Annotated in this window: 16 protein-coding genes; 6 read left to right on the top strand and 10 right to left on the bottom strand. The window is 70.6% G+C overall.

What is annotated here, in order from left to right; genetic code table 11:
• Window positions 1-46 precede the first annotated feature (46 nt).
• Window positions 47-556: a DUF7144 family membrane protein gene (locus U9J66_RS23360; RefSeq protein WP_161110238.1), complete on the bottom strand. Its 510-nt coding sequence runs from the start codon at window positions 554-556 to the stop codon at window positions 47-49.
• 230 nt (window positions 557-786) lie between these two features.
• Between U9J66_RS23360 and U9J66_RS23365 the strand changes: the two genes are divergently transcribed.
• From U9J66_RS23365 to U9J66_RS23380, 4 genes are all read left to right on the top strand, one after another.
• On the top strand, window positions 787-1,308 hold the full coding sequence (locus tag U9J66_RS23365; protein WP_326338761.1) for an ArsR/SmtB family transcription factor: 522 nt from the start codon (window positions 787-789) through the stop codon (window positions 1,306-1,308).
• 281 nt (window positions 1,309-1,589) lie between these two features.
• Window positions 1,590-3,209 (top strand): sensor histidine kinase, encoded by a 1,620-nt coding sequence (locus U9J66_RS23370; protein WP_326338762.1) that lies wholly within the window; start codon window positions 1,590-1,592, stop codon window positions 3,207-3,209.
• Window positions 3,203-3,565, top strand: a complete 363-nt coding sequence (locus U9J66_RS23375; RefSeq protein WP_017535007.1) for a DUF742 domain-containing protein — start codon at window positions 3,203-3,205, stop codon at window positions 3,563-3,565. Before U9J66_RS23370 ends, U9J66_RS23375 begins: the two co-directional genes overlap by 7 nt.
• 40 nt (window positions 3,566-3,605) lie before the next feature.
• Window positions 3,606-4,865: a cytochrome P450 gene (locus U9J66_RS23380; protein ID WP_326338763.1), complete on the top strand. Its 1,260-nt coding sequence runs from the start codon at window positions 3,606-3,608 to the stop codon at window positions 4,863-4,865.
• Window positions 4,866-4,922: 57 nt separating this feature from the next.
• Here U9J66_RS23380 and U9J66_RS23385 read toward each other — a convergent pair whose 3' ends face one another.
• The 3 genes from U9J66_RS23385 to U9J66_RS23395 all read right to left on the bottom strand — a co-directional run bounded on the left by U9J66_RS23385 (window position 4,923) and on the right by U9J66_RS23395 (window position 7,011).
• Window positions 4,923-6,164, bottom strand: a complete 1,242-nt coding sequence (locus U9J66_RS23385) for a cytochrome P450 (RefSeq protein ID WP_017535009.1) — start codon at window positions 6,162-6,164, stop codon at window positions 4,923-4,925.
• Window positions 6,165-6,279: 115 nt separating this feature from the next.
• The gene (locus U9J66_RS23390; protein ID WP_017535010.1) at window positions 6,280-6,606 is read right to left on the bottom strand and encodes a GNAT family N-acetyltransferase; all 327 of its coding nucleotides are present in this window, start codon (window positions 6,604-6,606) and stop codon (window positions 6,280-6,282) included.
• 60 nt (window positions 6,607-6,666) lie between these two features.
• On the bottom strand, window positions 6,667-7,011 hold the full coding sequence (locus U9J66_RS23395; RefSeq protein ID WP_161110235.1) for a UBP-type zinc finger domain-containing protein: 345 nt from the start codon (window positions 7,009-7,011) through the stop codon (window positions 6,667-6,669).
• Between the two features lie 152 nt (window positions 7,012-7,163).
• Between U9J66_RS23395 and U9J66_RS23400 the strand changes: the two genes are divergently transcribed.
• Entirely contained in the window at window positions 7,164-7,928 is a 765-nt protein-coding gene (locus tag U9J66_RS23400; RefSeq protein ID WP_017535012.1) for an enoyl-CoA hydratase/isomerase family protein, read from the top strand.
• 357 nt (window positions 7,929-8,285) lie between these two features.
• On the opposite strand, the gene U9J66_RS23405 is transcribed toward U9J66_RS23400, so the two are convergent.
• Both U9J66_RS23405 and U9J66_RS23410 read right to left on the bottom strand, forming a co-directional pair.
• Window positions 8,286-8,417, bottom strand: coding sequence for a putative transporter small subunit (locus tag U9J66_RS23405; protein ID WP_014909044.1), 132 nt, complete (start codon window positions 8,415-8,417; stop codon window positions 8,286-8,288).
• 2 nt (window positions 8,418-8,419) lie between these two features.
• The gene (locus U9J66_RS23410) at window positions 8,420-10,111 is read right to left on the bottom strand and encodes a sodium:solute symporter family protein (RefSeq protein WP_202421423.1); all 1,692 of its coding nucleotides are present in this window, start codon (window positions 10,109-10,111) and stop codon (window positions 8,420-8,422) included.
• A 350-nt stretch (window positions 10,112-10,461) separates the two neighbouring features.
• Here U9J66_RS23410 and U9J66_RS23415 point away from each other — a divergent pair, with 350 nt between their 5' ends.
• Window positions 10,462-11,793: a hypothetical protein gene (locus U9J66_RS23415; RefSeq protein ID WP_161110233.1), complete on the top strand. Its 1,332-nt coding sequence runs from the start codon at window positions 10,462-10,464 to the stop codon at window positions 11,791-11,793.
• A gap of 12 nt (window positions 11,794-11,805) precedes the next feature.
• Here the strand turns inward: U9J66_RS23415 and U9J66_RS23420 are convergent, their stop codons facing one another.
• From U9J66_RS23420 to U9J66_RS23435, 4 genes are all read right to left on the bottom strand, one after another.
• Window positions 11,806-12,618 (bottom strand): transporter substrate-binding domain-containing protein, encoded by an 813-nt coding sequence (locus U9J66_RS23420; RefSeq protein ID WP_326338766.1) that lies wholly within the window; start codon window positions 12,616-12,618, stop codon window positions 11,806-11,808.
• A 167-nt stretch (window positions 12,619-12,785) separates the two neighbouring features.
• The gene (locus U9J66_RS23425) at window positions 12,786-14,723 is read right to left on the bottom strand and encodes an ABC transporter permease/substrate-binding protein (RefSeq protein ID WP_161110231.1); all 1,938 of its coding nucleotides are present in this window, start codon (window positions 14,721-14,723) and stop codon (window positions 12,786-12,788) included.
• Window positions 14,713-16,239, bottom strand: a complete 1,527-nt coding sequence (locus tag U9J66_RS23430) for a sugar ABC transporter ATP-binding protein (protein WP_326338768.1) — start codon at window positions 16,237-16,239, stop codon at window positions 14,713-14,715. Before U9J66_RS23430 ends, U9J66_RS23425 begins: the two co-directional genes overlap by 11 nt.
• Entirely contained in the window at window positions 16,232-17,260 is a 1,029-nt protein-coding gene (locus U9J66_RS23435; RefSeq protein WP_014912817.1) for a LacI family DNA-binding transcriptional regulator, read from the bottom strand. Before U9J66_RS23435 ends, U9J66_RS23430 begins: the two co-directional genes overlap by 8 nt.
• Between the last annotated feature and the right edge of the window lie 39 nt (window positions 17,261-17,299).

The raw sequence follows: 17,299 nt of genomic DNA on the forward strand, positions 1-17,299 counted from the left end.
CCGCCCCGTCCCGGAACCGGCGGGACGGGGCGGTGAACGGGACGGCTCAACCGTTGGTCCTGCGACGCTGGTCGCCGTGCTCCGGGGAACGGGTGGGGGGAGGGGTCGACGCGGGACGTTCGTGGGCCGCCCGGTAGCCCGCCCGGTACGCGGAGTTCCGGGTCTCGGGGTCCTCCTCGTCGCGGGTGGCCGAGGGCCAGCCAGCGGTGAGCCCGTAGACCACCACTATGTCGATGGCGATGACGATGGCCGACCAGAGCGGCATGGCGATCAGGAAGGCCAGTTGGGCCAGGGCGTTCACGGAGGCCAGGACGATACCGAAGATCCGGGCCCAGGCGCTGCCGGACAGGATCGCCAGACCGGCGACGACCATGACCACGCCCCAGCCTCCGAGCAGGAGGCCCCAGCCCTCGTACTCCAACATGAGCAGTCGGGACTCGTCGGCCAGGAAGAAGGCCGGGGTGAACATCGCGGTGAGCCCCTGGATGATGTTGATGGCGCCGATGACGACGAGCAGAGTGCAGACGAAGTACTGCCAACCGTTGGACGAGCGCATGGGGTGTGCTCCTTACCGGTCGTCCCGTCCGGCCGAACCGGTCGCCGGGGGACGGAACCTCGGATGGACACGGGCGAGCGGAGCCGAACGCCGCTCCTTCATGATGGGGCACGTCGGGCAAGGGGCACGGAAGCGGTTGCTTCGGATCGGGCAAAGTCATGTTTTCTCTGTATTTTCGAGCTGGTCAGTCCGTTACTACGTAATTTCGGATAATCGGCTATTCTGGCCGCGTGAGCGAACGATCGACACAGGAACGCCTCGCCGATCTGGAACGCCGGGTCGCCGAGCTGGAACGCGGCCCGGCCCCCTCCATGCCCGTATCGGAGGCGGAAGGGGCGAGGGCCGAGGACCTCTGGGTGCTGAAGGGGCTGGAGGAGGCCGTCCCGGACGGGGTCGGGGCGGTGGTCTACGCGGGCCGCCTCGACGGGGACGACGGGCCCCTCGGCTGGCAGTACGGTCTGACCGTCGACCAGGTCGACGGGTTGGACTGGTCCGCCCTGTCCGGCACCCTCGACGCGCTCGGGCACCCGGTCCGTCTCGCGATCCTCAAGGCCGTCTGTTCGGGGGTCTCCACCGTGGCCGAACTCAAGGAGCGCGAGGGGTTCGGTACGACCGGGCAGATCTACCACCACGTCAACCTGCTGGCCTCCGCCGGATGGCTCACCACCCGCCGCCGCGGCCACTACGTGGTCCCCGCCGACCGCCGGGTGCCCCTCCTGGTCATCCTCACCGCGGCCAAGGGCGTTCTCTAGGAAAAAGGCCCTTAAAACCGCATTGGCCCCCTTTGTGAGAAAACCAAACAAAGGGGGCCGCTCTCTTTTCCTCTGCTTTGTCGTCCGGGGAGAGGGATGCTCCGATCTGCCTTTCGGATGTGTTCCCGGGAAAGCTCACACTCCCCTCTGAGGTGGTCTAACGTGAAATCCGGCCGCCTCGATCGACCCTTTCCGGGCTCCAGTGGGGACGCCCATGCCCGTGTGGTCGGGCGATGCGGCCCTTTCTCTCCCACCTCGCCCACGCAGCCAGGAAAATCACCATGACAGCACACCTGTCCGACCGGAAACGGCCCCTTCCGAGCCCCGGCCAACAGGCACTCGTCGCACTTCTGGTCGCCTCCGCGGTCATCGTTCCGGCCTGGTCCTGGACGGTGAGCGAGAGCCCCGATCCGGCCAGACCGGCCGTCGGCCTCTTCGGAGGGGTCGCCGCGCTCCTGCTGTGCGTCGCCGTGGCGGTGGCCGTCCACCAGGTCGCCATCGCCCGCAACGCCCGGGAACACGCGGCCCGGGTCGGCGCCGGGGCGCGTCTACTGGAGGAGGAGGCCAGCCGGGTCGTGGACGTCCTCCTGCCCGCCCTCTCCCACGCGGTGAGCGAGGGCAGGGCGGTCCACGACGTCCTGGGCGAGCACGCCCGACCCACACACCCGGCCATCGACCGCCTCTCCCACGCCGTCACCACGAGGATCGCGGGCGCCGAACGCCGCTCCGCCGAGGAACGGGACACGGCCGAGCGGATCGAGGAGCAGGTCGCCTCGCTCGCCGACCTCGACCTCCCCCTCATGCTGCTCCGCATCCGGCAGGACCGGCCCCTCGCGGAGGAGACCCTGAGCCGGGAGTTCCGCCGGGTCGACCCCGTCGTGGAACGGCTGCGCCGCCGCGTGCTCGGCGAACTCCTGGCCGCCGACCGCCGCCGCGACACGGCGATGCTCTCCGCCGCCGACGCGGGGGCGCGGCTCCAGGCCCACCTGACCACCCTGCTGGCCCAACTCCGAGGGTTGGAGGAACGCTACGGCGATCGCGCCGACGTCTTCACCGACCTGTTGGAGGTGGACCACAACGTCTCCCGCACCGGACGCCTGGCCGACGGCCTCGTCGTCCTGGCCGGCGGCCGCTCGGGACGACGCTGGACCCGGCCCATCGAGATGGAGAGCATCCTGCGCGGGGCCATGGGGCGGATCACCGCCTACCGCCGTGTCCGCCTCCACCACACCGGGACCACGGCCGTGGTCGGGCACGCCGCCGAGGGCGTCATGCAGGCGCTGGCCGAGGTCATGGACAACGCGGCCTGCTTCTCCGCCCACGACACCGACGTGCACGTCTACGCCCAAGAGGAGGACACCGGGGTCTCCATCACCGTCGAGGACAGCGGACCGGGGATCCGCCACCGGGAGCGCCGGCACATCGAGAGCCTTCTCGCCGAGCCCCGGGACCTGTCCACCCTGCCCGGCTCGCGGACGGGGCTGGCCGTGGTCGGCCGCCTGGCCGCCGCGTACGGGCTCAAGGTGAGCCTGCGTCCCTCGGCACGGGGCGGGCTCGGGGTCGTCATGCTGATCCCGCCCGCCCTCCTCACCGACGTGGGCCCTCGACCGGAAGCGGCGCCGGCCGAGGAGACGTTCGAGGGCGAGGACGTCGGAGCCCGGACCCACGAGGTCGCCCGGGAGATGTCCGGGGGAGGGGCCCGGCTCGGGGCGCCCGCCGGGGCCCGACCCGGGATCGAGCCGCAGGACGAGGACATCCGCCCCTCGATGCCCTGGGGGAACGGGACCGGCCTCTCCCGGGGACGGGCTCTGGCCGAGGAGGTCTGGGAACACCCCGATCGGCTCCACCCGGGATCGGACCCGTCCCCCCTCGGCGACCACGAGACGGCGCCCCCGTGGTGACGGTCGGGCCCGTCGGCGTGGAGAGCCCCGACCGGCTGTACACGGTCATCGGAGGGCGCCGCGGCGTCGACGTCGCCCTCGACCCGGTGTCCCTCGTCGTCGCCGAGTCCGGCCCCTCGCCCGACATGCAGTCCGAACACGTGGACATCCTGCGTCTGTGCGCCCGGCCGGTCGCGGTGGTGGAGCTGGCGGCCCGGCTCGGGCTCCCGCTGAGCGTCGTACGGATCCTTCTGGGCGACCTGCTCGATCGTGGGGCGGTGATCGCCCGCCACCCCGTGCCCCCGATCAACGGAGAGGGGACCCGGAACGACCCCGAGACCCTGAAACAGGTGCTCCATGCCCTCCAACGCCTCTGACCGGACAGCGACCGACGGGCCGCGCCCCGAAGGGACCGACGTGAACGACGACACGGGGGTCGTATCCCCCGGGACGGAGCCCGCGCGTCCGTCCCCCGACCACGAGCACGCCATGCGCCTGTACGGTCCCGAGATCGCGAGGGAACCCGAGGCGCTCTACGAGGAGATGCGCCGCAGGTTCGGTCCGGTGGCGCCCGTCCTCCTCGACGGGGACGTCCCGGCCTGGTTCGTCCTCGGCTACCGGGAACTGCACCACGTCACCCGCAGCCCCGAACGGTTCGCTCGCGACTGTCGGCGGTGGAACCTCTGGGAGAGCGTCGACGACGACTGGCCGCTGATGCCGTACGTGATGTGGACCCCCTCGGTGACGTTCACCGAAGGGGCCGAACACCGGAGGCGGATCGACGCGGTCGGCGACGCCCTGGGCGCCGTCCATCGGGCCGACCTGAACGCCCTGTGCCGTCAGGTCTCGGACATGCTCGTCGACCGGTTCTCCGGGGACGGGAGGGCCGACCTGATCGACCGGTACGCCCACCGGATCCCGGCCGAGGTGGTCGCCCGCCTGTACGGGATCCCGGAACAGGAGGTGCCCGACCTGGTCCAGGACGTCCTGGTCTCCCTGGACGTGACGCCGGAGGCGCCCCGCGCCCACCGCAGGCTCCGGGAACGCATGGTCCGGATGGTCATGGAACGGCGCGCCGACCCGAGGAACGACGTGCCCTCCCGCCTGCTGGCGCACGAGGCCGAGCTCACCGACGAGGAGGCCGTCGTCGACCTGCTCGTGGTCCTGACGGCGGCCCAGGCGCCCACCGGCGACTGGATCGGCAACACCCTGCGCCTCATGCTGCTCGACGGCGACTTCTCGCTCACCCTGCGAGGGGGACGCGGCAGCGTCGGCGAGGCGCTCAACGAGGTGCTGTGGAAGGACACCCCCACCCAGAACATCATCGGCCGCTGGGCGGTTCAAGCCTGTGAACTGGGAGGACGCAGGATCGAACGGGGGGATCTGCTGGTGTTGGGGCCTGCCGCCGCCCACCGCGACCCGCGCCTGGAGACCGGGGAGCCGCACGTCCACACCACGAACCGGGCCCAGATGTCGTTCGGCGCGGGCGAGCACGGCTGCCCCTTCCCGGCGCCGATGATCGCGGAGACGATCGCCCGCGTCGCGGTGGAGACCCTCCTGGACCGGCTGCCCGACGTGCGTCTCGCGGTGCCCTCGGAGGAGCTCCGTCGGCGTCCCTCGGTGTGGATGCGCGGCCTCCACGAACTCCCCGTGCTCTTCTCCCCGACCGGCCGCTGAGCCGCCCGGAGCCCTCGCGCGGCCCGTCCGGGGCCGGGCCGCGCGAGTCGGACCCGGTCAGTCGGCGCGGCGAGCGCGGGGGACCGGGGAGAACTCCAACGGCAGGGCCTCGAGCCCCCGGGTGAACAGCCCTCGCTCGACCGGCGCCGCGCCCTCGGCCGGGCGCAGGTCGGGCATGGCGTCGAGCAGGTCGTCGACGGCCACCCGGACCTCGGCCTCGGCCAGGAGGGCGCCCACACAGAAGTGCCGCCCCAGGGCGAAGGAGAGGTGCTCGGCCGCGGCCGAGAAGGACGTGGCCTCCGACAGCTCCTCCCGGAACAGGTCGAAGGCGTCGGGGTCGGCGAAGCGTTCGGGGTCGCGGTTGGCCGACCCGATCAGACAGGTGACGGTGGCGCCCCGGGGCACCGTTCCACCGTCGAACTCCACGTCCCGGGTGGCCTGACGCATGATCATCTGCACCGGCGGGGTGTAGCGCAGGGACTCGGCGAGGGCGCGGGGCACCAGCGAACGATCCTCGCGCAGGGCGGCCAGCTGTTCGGGATGGGCGATCAGGTTGGCGAACAGGGAGGACAGGGCCTTGTCGGTGGTCTCCCCGCCGGCGGCCAGAAGGAGGCTACAGAACGCCTTGATCTCCTCGTCGGTCATCCGGGTGCCGTCGACCTCGGCCAGGCAGAGCCGGGAGAGCAGGTCGTCGCCGGGGTCGTTCCGCCGCTCCCGGATGATCGGCAGCATGTACGCGGCCAGCTCGTCGTGGGTGCGCAGCCCGGCGGCGGTCACCTCGGGGTCCTGGGACAGGTTGCCGAGGAAGGCGATGATCGAGGTGTACCACTCGTGGAAGCGGTCGTGGTCGGCCCGGTCCAGACCCAGGATGTCCACGATGACGTTCACGGGGAACCGTGTCGCGTACTGGGAGACCAGGTCCACGCGCCCGGTGTCGCGGAAGGCGTCGACGAGCTCACGGCTGTTGCGTTCGATCACCGGCAGGAAGCGTTCGCTCAGGTCCCGCCCCCGGAAGGCGGGCGCGACCAGGGCCCGACGTACCGCGTGCTCACGACCGTCGAGCTGGAGGATGGTGCGCCCGTGGACCGGCTCCAACTGCCAGGCGTAGTTCTCGGTGGAGAACGCCCCCTCCCGGTCCTGGAACACACGGCGGACGTCGGCGTAGCGGGACAGCACGTAACCGGAGGTGGGCTCGTGCCACAGCAGCGGGGCGTGCTCGCGCAGGAGCGCGTAGGCGGAGTAGGGGTCGTCGTGGAACTCGGGGGAGAGCAGATCCGGGATGTCGTGGGCGGTGGTCATGCGGGCACGCTCCGGTATCGAAGGGGAGGGTCACCCCCACGGTAGGGACGACCCGGCCCGTGATCCACTCCCGGCCCGCCGAGGGGCGGCCCGGGGACGGGCCCCGGGCCGGCGGTCAGTACTGGGAGGTCCGGACGATCTCCAGGATCTCGGGTGTCACCGGCTCCAGGGCGTCGTCGAAATCGTGATGCCGATCCACGTAACCGTGCACGTAGGGGCAGACCGGAACGATCCGCATCCCCAGCCCCCGCGTGTGGTCCAGAGCGCGTTCCACGAGCGTCCGGGCCAGTCCGCGCCCGGCGAAACGGTCCTCGATCTCGGTGTGGAAGAAGATGCGTCGGTTCCCCGCGTCCACGTACCGGGTGAACCCGGCGACCTCGCCGCCGTCGGTGATCGTGTACCTGTCGCCCGCGTCGGCGACGGTGGGCTGTGCGTCCGTCATGGCACCACTATGCCCGTTCACCCCGCCGGGGCCGAGCGAAGGGGGCGGCGGGTCGCCCCCTCAACCGCCGGCCCGGTTCGTCCAGTCGGGCGGCAACCGGTCGGCCGGGCCCGGTACCGACTGGCTCTCCGGGTGGGAGGTCGGTGGGGCCAGCTCCGGTCCCCGGCCCACCGCCTCGGTGCGGAAGTCGTAGAACCATTCCTCGCCGGGCTCGAAGCTCTGGACGATCGGATGGTCGGTCCTGCGGAAGTGCATCGTCGCGTGCTGTCCGGGGGAGCTGTCGCAACAGCCCACGTGACCACAGGCGGCGCAGCGACGCAGATGCACCCACCAGCCGCCCTGTTCCGTGCACTCCCGGCAGCCGTCCCCGCTGGGCGGCACGGTCGGATCGATCTCGTTGCTCATGGCGTCACGTTAACCAGGGGGCACCCGGCGGGAACGGACCGCGCCCACTCCGGGCGCGTCATCCGTGGACCGCCGCCGGGCCGATGAGGGCGGCCCGATACCCTCGTGGCCGTCCACCCCCCGTCTCCGGCCCGAACCACTGGAAGGCGCCCATGAGCGAGGAGCTGTCCGTCCACGTCGACGATCACGTCGGCGTCGTGGAGGTCCACCGTCCGCCCGACAACCACTTCTCCCTCGACGTGCTCACCGAGCTCGCCGACACCGTCGAGAGGCTGGTCGCCGACGGCGTCCGGGCCCTGGTCCTGTGCTCGGAGGGAAAGAACTTCTGCGCCGGTGTGGACTTCGCCTCGGGCGGGGTGGGCGACAGCCCCGTGCACACGCTCAGCGCCATCTACGGTCAGGGCCTGCGCCTGTACTCGCTTCCGGTCCCGGTGATCGCCGCCGTCCAGGGCGCCGCCGTGGGCGGGGGACTCGGCCTGGCCTGCTCCGCGGACTTCCGTGTGGCCTCTCCCGGAACCCGCTTCCACGCCAACTTCGGCCGCCTCGGACTGCACCAGGGGTTCGGGCTGAGTGTCTCCCTGCCCCGGATCGTGGGCGCCCAGAAGGCCGCCGACATGCTCTACACCGCCCGTCGGGTCCCCGGCGAGGAGGCGTACGCCATCGGGTTGGCCGACCTCCTGGTCGAGGACGGCGCGGTCCGCGAGGCGGCTCTGGAGTACGCCCATCGGATCGCCGCCTCCGCTCCGCTCGCGGTGCGTTCGATGAAGGCGACCATGCGCGCCGGGTTGCTCGCCGAGCTGCCCGCCGCCCTGGAACGGGAGATCGTCGAGCAGACCCGCCTGTTGGCGACCGAGGACAGCGAGGCCGGAGTGGCCGCCTCCCTCGCCCGTGTCGATCCGGTCTTCACCGGAGAGTGAGGATCCGGTCCGCTCCATGAGACGCGGGCGCGTGAATTCCTCGAATATCCACGGGCGGATACGTTCGCGGTTCCGGACGGCGGCTCCTATTTCGCGCGCCGTCCGGCGTTCGATCGTGGCGGAAATCCGTGCGGAGAAAGCGGAGAACGGACCACTTCGATCACCGAGGGTGATTATGCGAATGTTCCGGGGAACCACGCGCTTTCTCGGGGTATTCGTCGTCGACTTCGGCGACAAGCCGATCGTGACGGGCGGTGGAGCCGGGGGAGGGGGTGACCGCGAGCGGCCCCCGGCCGACCGTCCCGGTCCGGGACGGACGATCCCGCGTGCGTCGCCCCGTCGGGGCCGGGCACGGGATCAGATGAGCGGACGGCCCTCCTTGCGGGCCTCCTTCACGTCCTTGGCGAACCCGCGGACGATCGCCACGAGGACGCCGGCCACGAGGACCGGCCAGATGAGGACGTAGGCGGTGAGAATGGTCGCCGACATGATCAGTTCCCTTCGTTCTTCGTGGTGGTGGGCGCGGGCTCGTCCGTGTTCTCGTTGGCCTGCGTTCGCGGGTCGAGGCCACCGTCGTCGAAGTCCCCGGTGACCCGCTTGATGGTCTCGAAGTCGAAGTCCGCCTTGGAGCGCACCGACAGCGCCCAGCAGACGAGGAACGAGACCGCGTAGGCGACCAGGGAGCCGGAGAGCACCGCGTAGTCGCGGAGGAAGTCGAAGCCGAACGGCAGGGTCGCCACGGTCGCGACCACGCCCACCCAGACCGCCGCCTTACGGCCGAAGAAACCGAAGGCCATGATGCCCAGCACCACACCCACGCCCACGATCGCCAGGGCCTCGACGAGGACGGCCCAGGCCCCGGTGAGCGCGATGAACTCGAATCGCACCGGCAGGAACATCGCGAGCGCCGCGAGCACCGAGACGGTGAAGGCGAGGTTGGTGACCTTCTTCCAGTAGAAGGAGGCGATGACGGGGAACACGAGGCAGCCCCACAGCGCGCCCACGAACACCAGCAGGTCGAGGATGTTGAACCTCGCCGTCGCGAAGTACAGGGCGACGCCCGTCGCGACGACCATGGTGGCGCGGCCGATCAGCAGCATCGTCCTCGGGTTCGCCTTCTCGCGACCCACGGACTGGCCGTAGACGTCGGCCATGACGATCGAGCTCAGCGCCGCGAGATCGGAGTCCGCGGTGGAGGACAGGGAGCCGATGATCATGAGGAAGGCCAGCCCCAGCAGGAGCAGCGGCAGGTATTCGGCGGCCATCTGCGGGAGCAGGTTGTTCACGTCTCCGTCGAGCGGCTGCACGCCCAGGTAGAGGGCCATGACGCCGACCATGCCCGCGCCGATCACGGTGGCGCCGTAGCCCACGGTCGCGGTGACGAAGGTGGGCTTGATCAGGTCCTCGCGCACCGCGAAGAGCCGCTGGGCGATGGTCTGGTTGCCGATCGCGTAGGCCAGCACCGCGGCGATGTAGGGCGCGCCCTGGTTCATGAACGCGTCCGAGGAGAAGAAGCTCTCCTGCTGCGGGGTGACGTTGCCCATGGCGCGGCCGGCCTCGAACATCTCGGAGCCGCCGGCGGCGAAGAAGATGACCGGGATGACGATCGCGGCGGCGCCGAGCATCGCCACGACCTGCACGAAGTCGGTCAGCACGGAGGCGCGGAAGCCGGACCAGAGGGTGTAGAGCAGCACGCCTCCGGCGACGATGGCGATGCCCGCGCCGAAGCTCAGCGGGGAGAGCATCGCGATGATCGCCCCGCCCGCGATGAAGTTCGACGTCAGGGAGATGACGGAGCCGAGGACGTTGGATCCGGCGAGCATGAGCTGCGAGGAACGTCCGTGACGGGCGTACATGACCTCGGCCAGCGTGTGCGCCTTGGGCGCGACGGCGCGGATCCGTTTACCGAAGGGGTAGATGAAGAGGATCATCAGCGCGCCCCAGAGCCCGTAGTGGATGGGCCCGGCCACACCGTAGGTGTAGCCCGCGGTGGCCGAGGCGTACATCGAGGACGCCCAGATCCAGGTGGCGGTCATGGAGGCGGCGGAGATACCGAAGCCGATCCGGTTGCCGGCGGTCATGTAGCCGTCGGCGCTCTCCTTGCGCTTGGAAATCGCGACGGACATCCACATGGTGCCGCCGTAGAAGAGGAGAAGAAGGGCGAGCACGCCGGGCGTGCCCAACTGCGTGAGGGTGGATTCTTCAGAAAATGACTGCACTTAGTTTTCGATCTGTAGGGGACAGGACGGGTCGGTGCTCTCGCTCTGAGGGCGCGTTCCCATTCGGAGAGAATTGGGCGACCGTTCAGGAGAGCACGACAACTATGGGATGTTTCCATACAAAATCGCCGAAATCCAATGCGCGCTCACCGTAGAGCCCCTGGGTACGGCCCTGCGGGCCGCCGGAAGCGCGTGCGGCACGGGGATCCGCGGGGCCGGCCGACCCGGTCCGACGGCCGCGGGATCGGCCCCCTGGGAGCGGCTCCGACCTGGCACGAGGCGCCGTTGTCGTACCGTGCGGGCAGAGTGTGGGCATGGCACGCACCCTTCCCCTCACCCTGCCCGGCTCCCTCCTGCTGTCCGACATGGACGGTCCGGGCGCCTACTCCGGCGTCGAACACGTGTGCATGGACGTCTCCCCGAAGGGCGACCGGTACCTGCTGACCCGGATCCGCCAGATCTCCGCCGGCAGGAAGGAGGGGATGTGCGCCCACCTGATCTCCCGGTTCCGCCCCGACGGAGGGCTCGCCGGCAGACTCGTCCTCCACCTGTCCCGAGGGGTGGGAGAGCGGGAGACGTTGGGCGGGCTACCGACGACCATCGACGATCTGTGCGTCCTGCCCGACGGCTCCCTGGCCTTGACCGCCGCTCAAGGGGAGGTCTTCCTGGTCGACGCCGAGCTGCGGGGGACGATCGGCTCCTGGGGAGGGGACCGGTCCACCTCCTGGGACGAATGGGACGTCTCCGAACACCTGAGGGGCGGCTTCGCCACGCTGATCCGCACCACCCCTGCCGGGCGGCTCCTGTGCGTGGTCCCGGAACGGGAGGCCGGCGGGATGGGGACGCGACCCAACCTGATCGGGTTGGCCGAAGACCCCCTCACCGCCGAGGAACGGCCGACCGTAAGGATCATCAAGGCGTTGGTCGTCCCGGGGGACGGCCCGTTCACCGGGAAATGGGTCGCGGACGAGGGATCACCGCGCCTCCCCCACACGATCCACGACGGGGCACCGGCCGGACCGGGCAACCGCCCCACCCCGAGCCTCCTGACCGAGGTCCGGGACCGGGGCTGCGGCGGCGTCTGGTCTCTGTCGCCCCGCCGCGCCGATTTCCACTACGAGGCCTATCGGGTCCTCGCCGAGGACCGCTTCGTCATCCCCCTCTTCGAGAGCCCCCGACCCGACCGGTGGAGCTCCTACAGCTACGCCCTGATCGACGACCGAGGCACCCTGATCGGCGAACTGGAGAGCCCGGGGCGGGGAGACTCCTCCCCGATCCCGGGAGAGCACTACGCCGTCGTCACCGACCCGGCCCGAGGCCGCGCCTATCACGTCAACCATTCCGGCCTGTACATGTGGGACGCCGACGGTCGGCTGCTCGCCAGGCTGCCCACGACCGAGAAGGCCTACAAGGGGCTGCGGCACCTGAAGCCGATGGCCTGCGCCCCTGACGGCACCCTGATCCTGATCCGGCCCGAGCACGGCCTCATGCTCGACATCGAGATCCCGGACGACCTCGCCGACCTCGGCCCCGTCGTCGCCGAGGCCCTGGCCGACCACAACCGTCGACGCAACCGGCTCAAGAAGGAGTGGAAGCCCGTCGATTGGCGCTGGGTCGAAAACGAGGCGCCCCTCACCCATCTGTGAGAGGCGCCCGGCTCACAGCTCCACGTCGGGGCCGAACCAGGGCTCGACCGCCTCGTCCCAGGTCCCGTCGTGGAGGGCGATGTTCAACCACTGGTCGACGTAGTGCTTCATCACCTCGTCGCCTCGGGGCAGCATGAACGCCTTCTCGAAGTAGTCGAAGGGCTCCTCCGGATGGACGGCGCACAGCTCCTCGTACTCGTTGGCCACCCAGAGCGTCTCGGAGGCGTCGGTGGTCATGACGTCGGCGTTGCCCGCCACGATCTCGTCGAAGACGGTGTTGTTGTCGTGTCGGATGAGCGTGCCCTCCGGGTAGTGCTCCTCGGCGAAGATCTCGTTGGTGCCGCCGCTGGGCATGATCGAACGGACCCCGGGCCGGTTGATCTGCTCGATCGTCCGATAGTCGTCGATGTTCTCGCACAGGGTGATGGGGGTCTTGCCGTCCTCCATCACCGGCGCGGAGAAGTACACCTGACGGGAGCGGTCGGTACTGATCGAGATGCCGCCCACCGCGATGTCGCAGTCGGCGAGGAAGTCCTCCATCAGGTCGTCCCAGCTCGTCTGGACCCACTCGACCTCCACACCCAGGTCGTCGGCCAGATCGCGCGCCATGTCCACGTCGATGCCGACGAACTCGTCGGTCTCCGGGTCGAGATAGGTGAAGGGACGGTAGTCGCCGGTCGTGCACACCCGGATCACGCCCGCCTCCAGGACCCGGTCCAGACGGCTCTCGTCGGCGGCCTCCCCGGAGGGTTCCGCGTTCGGGGAGGCGCAACCCGCGAGGAGGGACACCGACAACAGGGGGACGACGAGGGCGCGTGGTCTCACGGGGGCTCCGAACGTTCTCACCGGACCCCGGGGCGAGGGAGGGGACCGGTCCGGGTGTGGCCCGGGTCATGCTAATCAGGGCGCGACGGCCTGACAACGGTGTGTCCACACCCTGGACACACCGCGGGCCCCGCCCTGGTGGACGGGGCCCGCGACGGGAGACGACGTCAGGAGAAGTCGTCGACGTTGTCCTCGGTGACGACCTCCACCGGCACCTTCACGGTCTCCTCGATCCGCTCACCCTCGATCACGGCGATCGCGTTGCGCACGGCGGCCCGACCCAGCTCGGCCGGCCGCTGGGCGATGGTGGCGTAGAGGACGCCCTCACCGACCGCGTCGACTCCCTCGGGGGTGCCGTCGAAGCCGATCACCACGGCCTCCTTCCCCGCGGAGGAGAGCGCCGCGGCCGCGCCCAGGGCCATCTCGTCGTTCTCCGCGAAGACACCGTCCACGTCGCCGTTGCTCTGCAACATGTTGGTCATCACGTCCAGACCGCGCGAACGATCGAAGTCCGCGGGCTGCTGAGAGACGACCTCGATGTCGGGGAACTCGGCGATCCCCTCGGCGAAACCGGACCCGCGCTCACGGCTGGCGGAGGTGCCGGGGGTGCCCTGGAGCACCACGATCCGACCCTCCTCACCGAGCGCGTCGGCCATCACCCGGGCCGCCTCACGACCGCCCTCGACGTTGTCGGAGGCGACCAGGGTCTCCACCTCGGCGCCCTCGACACCGCGGTCGGCGGCGATCACCGGGATGTCGGCGTTGTTGGCGCCGCGCACCGGGGGACCGGAGGCGTCGGAGTCCACCGGGTTGAGCACCATGGCGTCGACGCCGGTGCTGATGAAGTTCTGGATCTGGTCGGCCTGCTGCGAGGCGTCGTCCTGGGCGTCGGTGACGATCAGGTTCACCCCGGCCTCGTCCGCCTCCTCCTGCGCGCCGTCGCGCATTTGGAGGAAGAACGGGTTGTTGAGCGTCGACAGCGACATCCCCACCCGGGGGCCGTCGGAGGAGGAGTTCGGGACCAGGAAGGACAGCGCCCCCACGACCAGCGCGGTGACCGCGGCCGCGAGCGCGAGACGGACCCCGCGACGACCACCGCCGACACCCGGACCGCCCGCGCCCGGACCACCGCCCGCGCCACCGGAACGGCGGCGCAACGTGTCGAACAGGACGGCGAGCGCGATGACCACACCGATCACGACCTGCTGCCAGAACGCCGAGACCGAGAGCAGGTTGAGGCCGTTGCGCAGCACCGCGAGGATCAGCGCGCCGATCAGGGTGCCCAGAGCGGTGCCCACACCACCGGCGAGGCTGGCGCCGCCGATGACGACGGCGGCGATCGCGTCGAGCTCGTAACCCTGGGCCGCCTGCGGCTGGGCCGAGGCCAGACGGGCCGCCAGGATGACACCGGCGACGGCCGCGAACAGACCCGAGAGCGCGTAGATGCCCAGCTTCTGCCGCTCGACCCGGATCCCGGACAGGCGGGCCGCCTCCTCGTTGCCGCCGATCGCGTACATCGCGCGCCCGGTGAAGGTCCGACGCAGGATCACGGCGGTGACCAGACCCATCAAGAGCATGATCAGCACGGGGACGGGGAACCAGCCGCCGAGGGAGTCGCCCAGACGGGCCACCGGGTCCGGCAGCGCGATCGGGCTGCCCTCGGAGATCACCAGGGAGAGCCCGCGTCCGATGGAGAGCATCGCCAGAGTGGCGATGAACGGCGGAAGCTTGCCGTAGGCGATCAGGGCCCCGTTGACCAGACCGCAGGCGGTACCCGTGGCGGCGGCCAACACCACGGCCAGCCAGATCGGCACCCCGTCGATCGCGGCGAGGAAGGCCAGCGCCGTCGCCGACAACGCCGCCACCGACCCCACCGACAGGTCGATCCCGCCGGAGATGATGACGAAGGTGACGCCGAAGGCCAGGACCGCGATGACGGCCGCCTGGACACCGACGTTCAGAAGGTTCTGCGCGGTCAGGAAGTCGCCGGAGAGCAGCGACATGACCACGACCAGGACGGCCAGCGCGGTCAGGGCCCCGTTCTCCAACAGGAAACGGCCGACGACGGACCGGGCGCCGCCGCTCTTTGCTGTGTCAGTGGCCATTCCGGCCCTCCACTACGTTCTCTTCGGGGTCGGTGGCGACGGCCAGGGACATCACGGCGTCCTGCGTGGCCTCCTCTGCGGAGAGCTCACCGGTGACGCGGCCCTGGGCCATGACGAGGATCCGGTCGCTCATCCCCAGGACCTCGGGGAGGTCGCTGGAGATCATCAGGACCGCGTGACCGGAGGCGGTCAGTTCGTTGACGAGACGGTAGATCTCGACCTTGGCGCCGGCGTCGACGCCCCGGGTCGGCTCGTCGAGGATCAGCACCTTGGAGTCGGCGAGCAGCCACTTGCCGATGACGACCTTCTGCTGGTTGCCGCCCGAGAGCGTGCGCACGTGCTGGTCGATGCCGGACATACGGACACCGAGTTCGCCGGCGATCCGCCGGGCCGAGGCCCGCTGCCCGGCCAGGTCCACGAACCCGACCCGGCTGGTCGGGCCCAGGGTGACCAGGCCCAGGTTCTCCTCCACCGAGGCGTCCAACACCAGGCCCTGGCCCTTGCGGTCCTCGGGCACCAGCCCCAGACCCGCGCCCATGGCCGCGTTCACGTCGCCGCCGGGGATCCGTCGGCCCAGGACCTCGACCGTTCCCGAGTCGTAGGGGTCGGCGCCGAAGACGGCGCGGGCCACCTCGGTGCGTCCGGCGCCGACCAGACCGGCCAGTCCGACGACCTCGCCGGCCCGTACGTCCAGGTCGATGTCGTGGAAACGACCGGCCCGGGTCAGACCCCGCACGCTCAGCAGCGGCTCGCCCGCCTCGGGGCGCTCACGCGGGTACTGCTCCTCGATGTCGCGACCCACCATGAGGCGCACCAGCTCGTCCTGGGGCGTGGACGCCGCCACCCGGTCGATCGAACGGCCGTCGCGCAGTACCGTCACACGGTCGCCGAGCGCGGCGATCTCCTCCAGGTGGTGGGTGATGAAGACGATGCCCACGCCCTCGTCGCGCAGCCTTCGGGCGATCGCGAAGAGCCGCTCGACCTCCTCGGTGGTCAGCACGGCCGTGGGCTCGTCCATGATGAGGATCCCGGCGTCCAGACTGAGCGCCTTGGCGATCTCCATCATCTGGAGTTGGGCGATACCGAGACCGCGGACCTTGGCGCGCGGGGACACGTCCACGCCCACCCGGTCCAACAGCAGGGCCGCCTCGGCCTCCATGCGGCGATGGTCGATGAGCCCGAAACGTCGAGGCTGACGTCCCAGGAAGATGTTCTCGGCCACCGTCACGTCGGGGACCAGGTTGAACTCCTGGTAGATGGTGGCGATGCCCAGCCGCGCGGCGTCCTGGGCGTCACGGATGATCACCTCCTCGCCCCTGACCAGTACACGCCCCCGGTCGGGGCGATGGGCACCGGAGAGCACCTTGATGAGGGTGCTCTTGCCGGCCCCGTTCTCGCCCAGGAGGACGTGCACCTCGCCGCGACGGAGGTCGAAGTCGACCTCGTCGAGGGCGACCACCCCGGGAAAGGCCTTGCGCACCCCCTCGATGCGCAGCAGTTCGTCCGGACTACTCACGTGCGGCTCCTCCGCTCGGGGTTCGGGGATCGGGCTCGCCGCAGGAGCGGCGTACGACGAGATGGGCGGGCAGGACCGTGGAGGAGGCGGCCCCGCCCTCGACGAGGTCGGCCAACGCCCGTACGGCCACCCGTCCCAGCTCCGCCGTGGGCTGGGAGATCGTCGTGATCGGCGGATCGGTGTGCGAGAACCACGGGATGTCGTCGAAGGCGGCCAGACCGATGTCGTGGGGCACGCGCAGGCCGCGCTCCCCGATCGCGTCGAGGGCGCCCAGCGCCATGAGGTTGTCGGTGGCGAAGACGACGTCGGGGCGTTCGGGCAGGTCCAGGAAGCGTTCCGTGGCCAGCCGACCGCTCTCGACCTGGAAGTCGCCGCGGCCGATGTAGGACTCCGGCAGGGGGATCCCGTGCGCGGCCAGGGTCTCGCGGAAGGCGTCCACCCGCTCGCGTCCGGTGGTCGTGGCGGTCGGACCGGTGATGATGGCGAGCCTGCGATGACCGAGCGAGCACAGGTGGTCGACCAGGTCCCGGATCGCGCCGCGCCCGTCGGAACGCACCACGGGGACGTCGACCCCGGGGATCCAACGGTCGACGAAGACCACCGGGGTGGGGCCCGAGGCCGCCTCCAGGGTCCTGGGGGAGTGGCCGTCGGCGGGGGAGACGAGAAGACCGTCGATCCGGCGCTCCAGCAGGTTGCGGACGTGGTGGTCCTCCAGGTCGGCCCGCTCGTCGGCGTTGCCGATGATGACGCTGTAGCCCAGCGCCCGGGCCTCCTCCTCCACGGACCTGGCCAACTCGGTGAAGTAGGGGTTGAGGACGTCGCTGATGACCAGGCCGATCGTGCCGGTCCGGTGGGTGCGCAGCGAACGCGCCACGACGTTGGGGCGGTAGCCGAGGGCGTCGGCGGCGGCGAGGACCCGCTCACGGGCCGCGTCGCTGACGGACGGGTTCCCGTTGAGCGCCCGGGACACCGTGGCCACGGACAGTCCCGCGGCCTCGGCGACGTCCTTGATACCCACCATCGCGTCCCCCACCTCCTTCGTGCGTTCCAGGGCGGCACC

This window comes from Nocardiopsis sp. LDBS1602, from assembly GCF_035818715.1.
In the GTDB taxonomy this organism is placed as follows: Bacteria; Actinomycetota; Actinomycetes; order Streptosporangiales; family Streptosporangiaceae; genus Nocardiopsis; species Nocardiopsis alba.

Excerpts from the sequence above, each read along its gene's own strand:
- U9J66_RS23360 (WP_161110238.1), bottom strand. The coding sequence starts at position 556 with ATGCGCTCGTCCAACGGTTGGCAGTACTTCGTCTGCACTCTGCTCGTC.
- U9J66_RS23370 (WP_326338762.1), top strand. The coding sequence starts at position 1,590 with ATGACAGCACACCTGTCCGACCGGAAACGGCCCCTTCCGAGCCCCGGC.
- U9J66_RS23385 (WP_017535009.1), bottom strand. The coding sequence starts at position 6,164 with ATGACCACCGCCCACGACATCCCGGATCTGCTCTCCCCCGAGTTCCAC.
- U9J66_RS23390 (WP_017535010.1), bottom strand. The coding sequence starts at position 6,606 with ATGACGGACGCACAGCCCACCGTCGCCGACGCGGGCGACAGGTACACG.
- U9J66_RS23395 (WP_161110235.1), bottom strand. The coding sequence starts at position 7,011 with ATGAGCAACGAGATCGATCCGACCGTGCCGCCCAGCGGGGACGGCTGC.
- U9J66_RS23400 (WP_017535012.1), top strand. The coding sequence starts at position 7,164 with ATGAGCGAGGAGCTGTCCGTCCACGTCGACGATCACGTCGGCGTCGTG.
- U9J66_RS23405 (WP_014909044.1), bottom strand. The coding sequence starts at position 8,417 with ATGTCGGCGACCATTCTCACCGCCTACGTCCTCATCTGGCCGGTCCTC.
- U9J66_RS23415 (WP_161110233.1), top strand. The coding sequence starts at position 10,462 with ATGGCACGCACCCTTCCCCTCACCCTGCCCGGCTCCCTCCTGCTGTCC.
- U9J66_RS23425 (WP_161110231.1), bottom strand. The coding sequence starts at position 14,723 with ATGGCCACTGACACAGCAAAGAGCGGCGGCGCCCGGTCCGTCGTCGGC.
- U9J66_RS23435 (WP_014912817.1), bottom strand. The coding sequence starts at position 17,260 with ATGGTGGGTATCAAGGACGTCGCCGAGGCCGCGGGACTGTCCGTGGCC.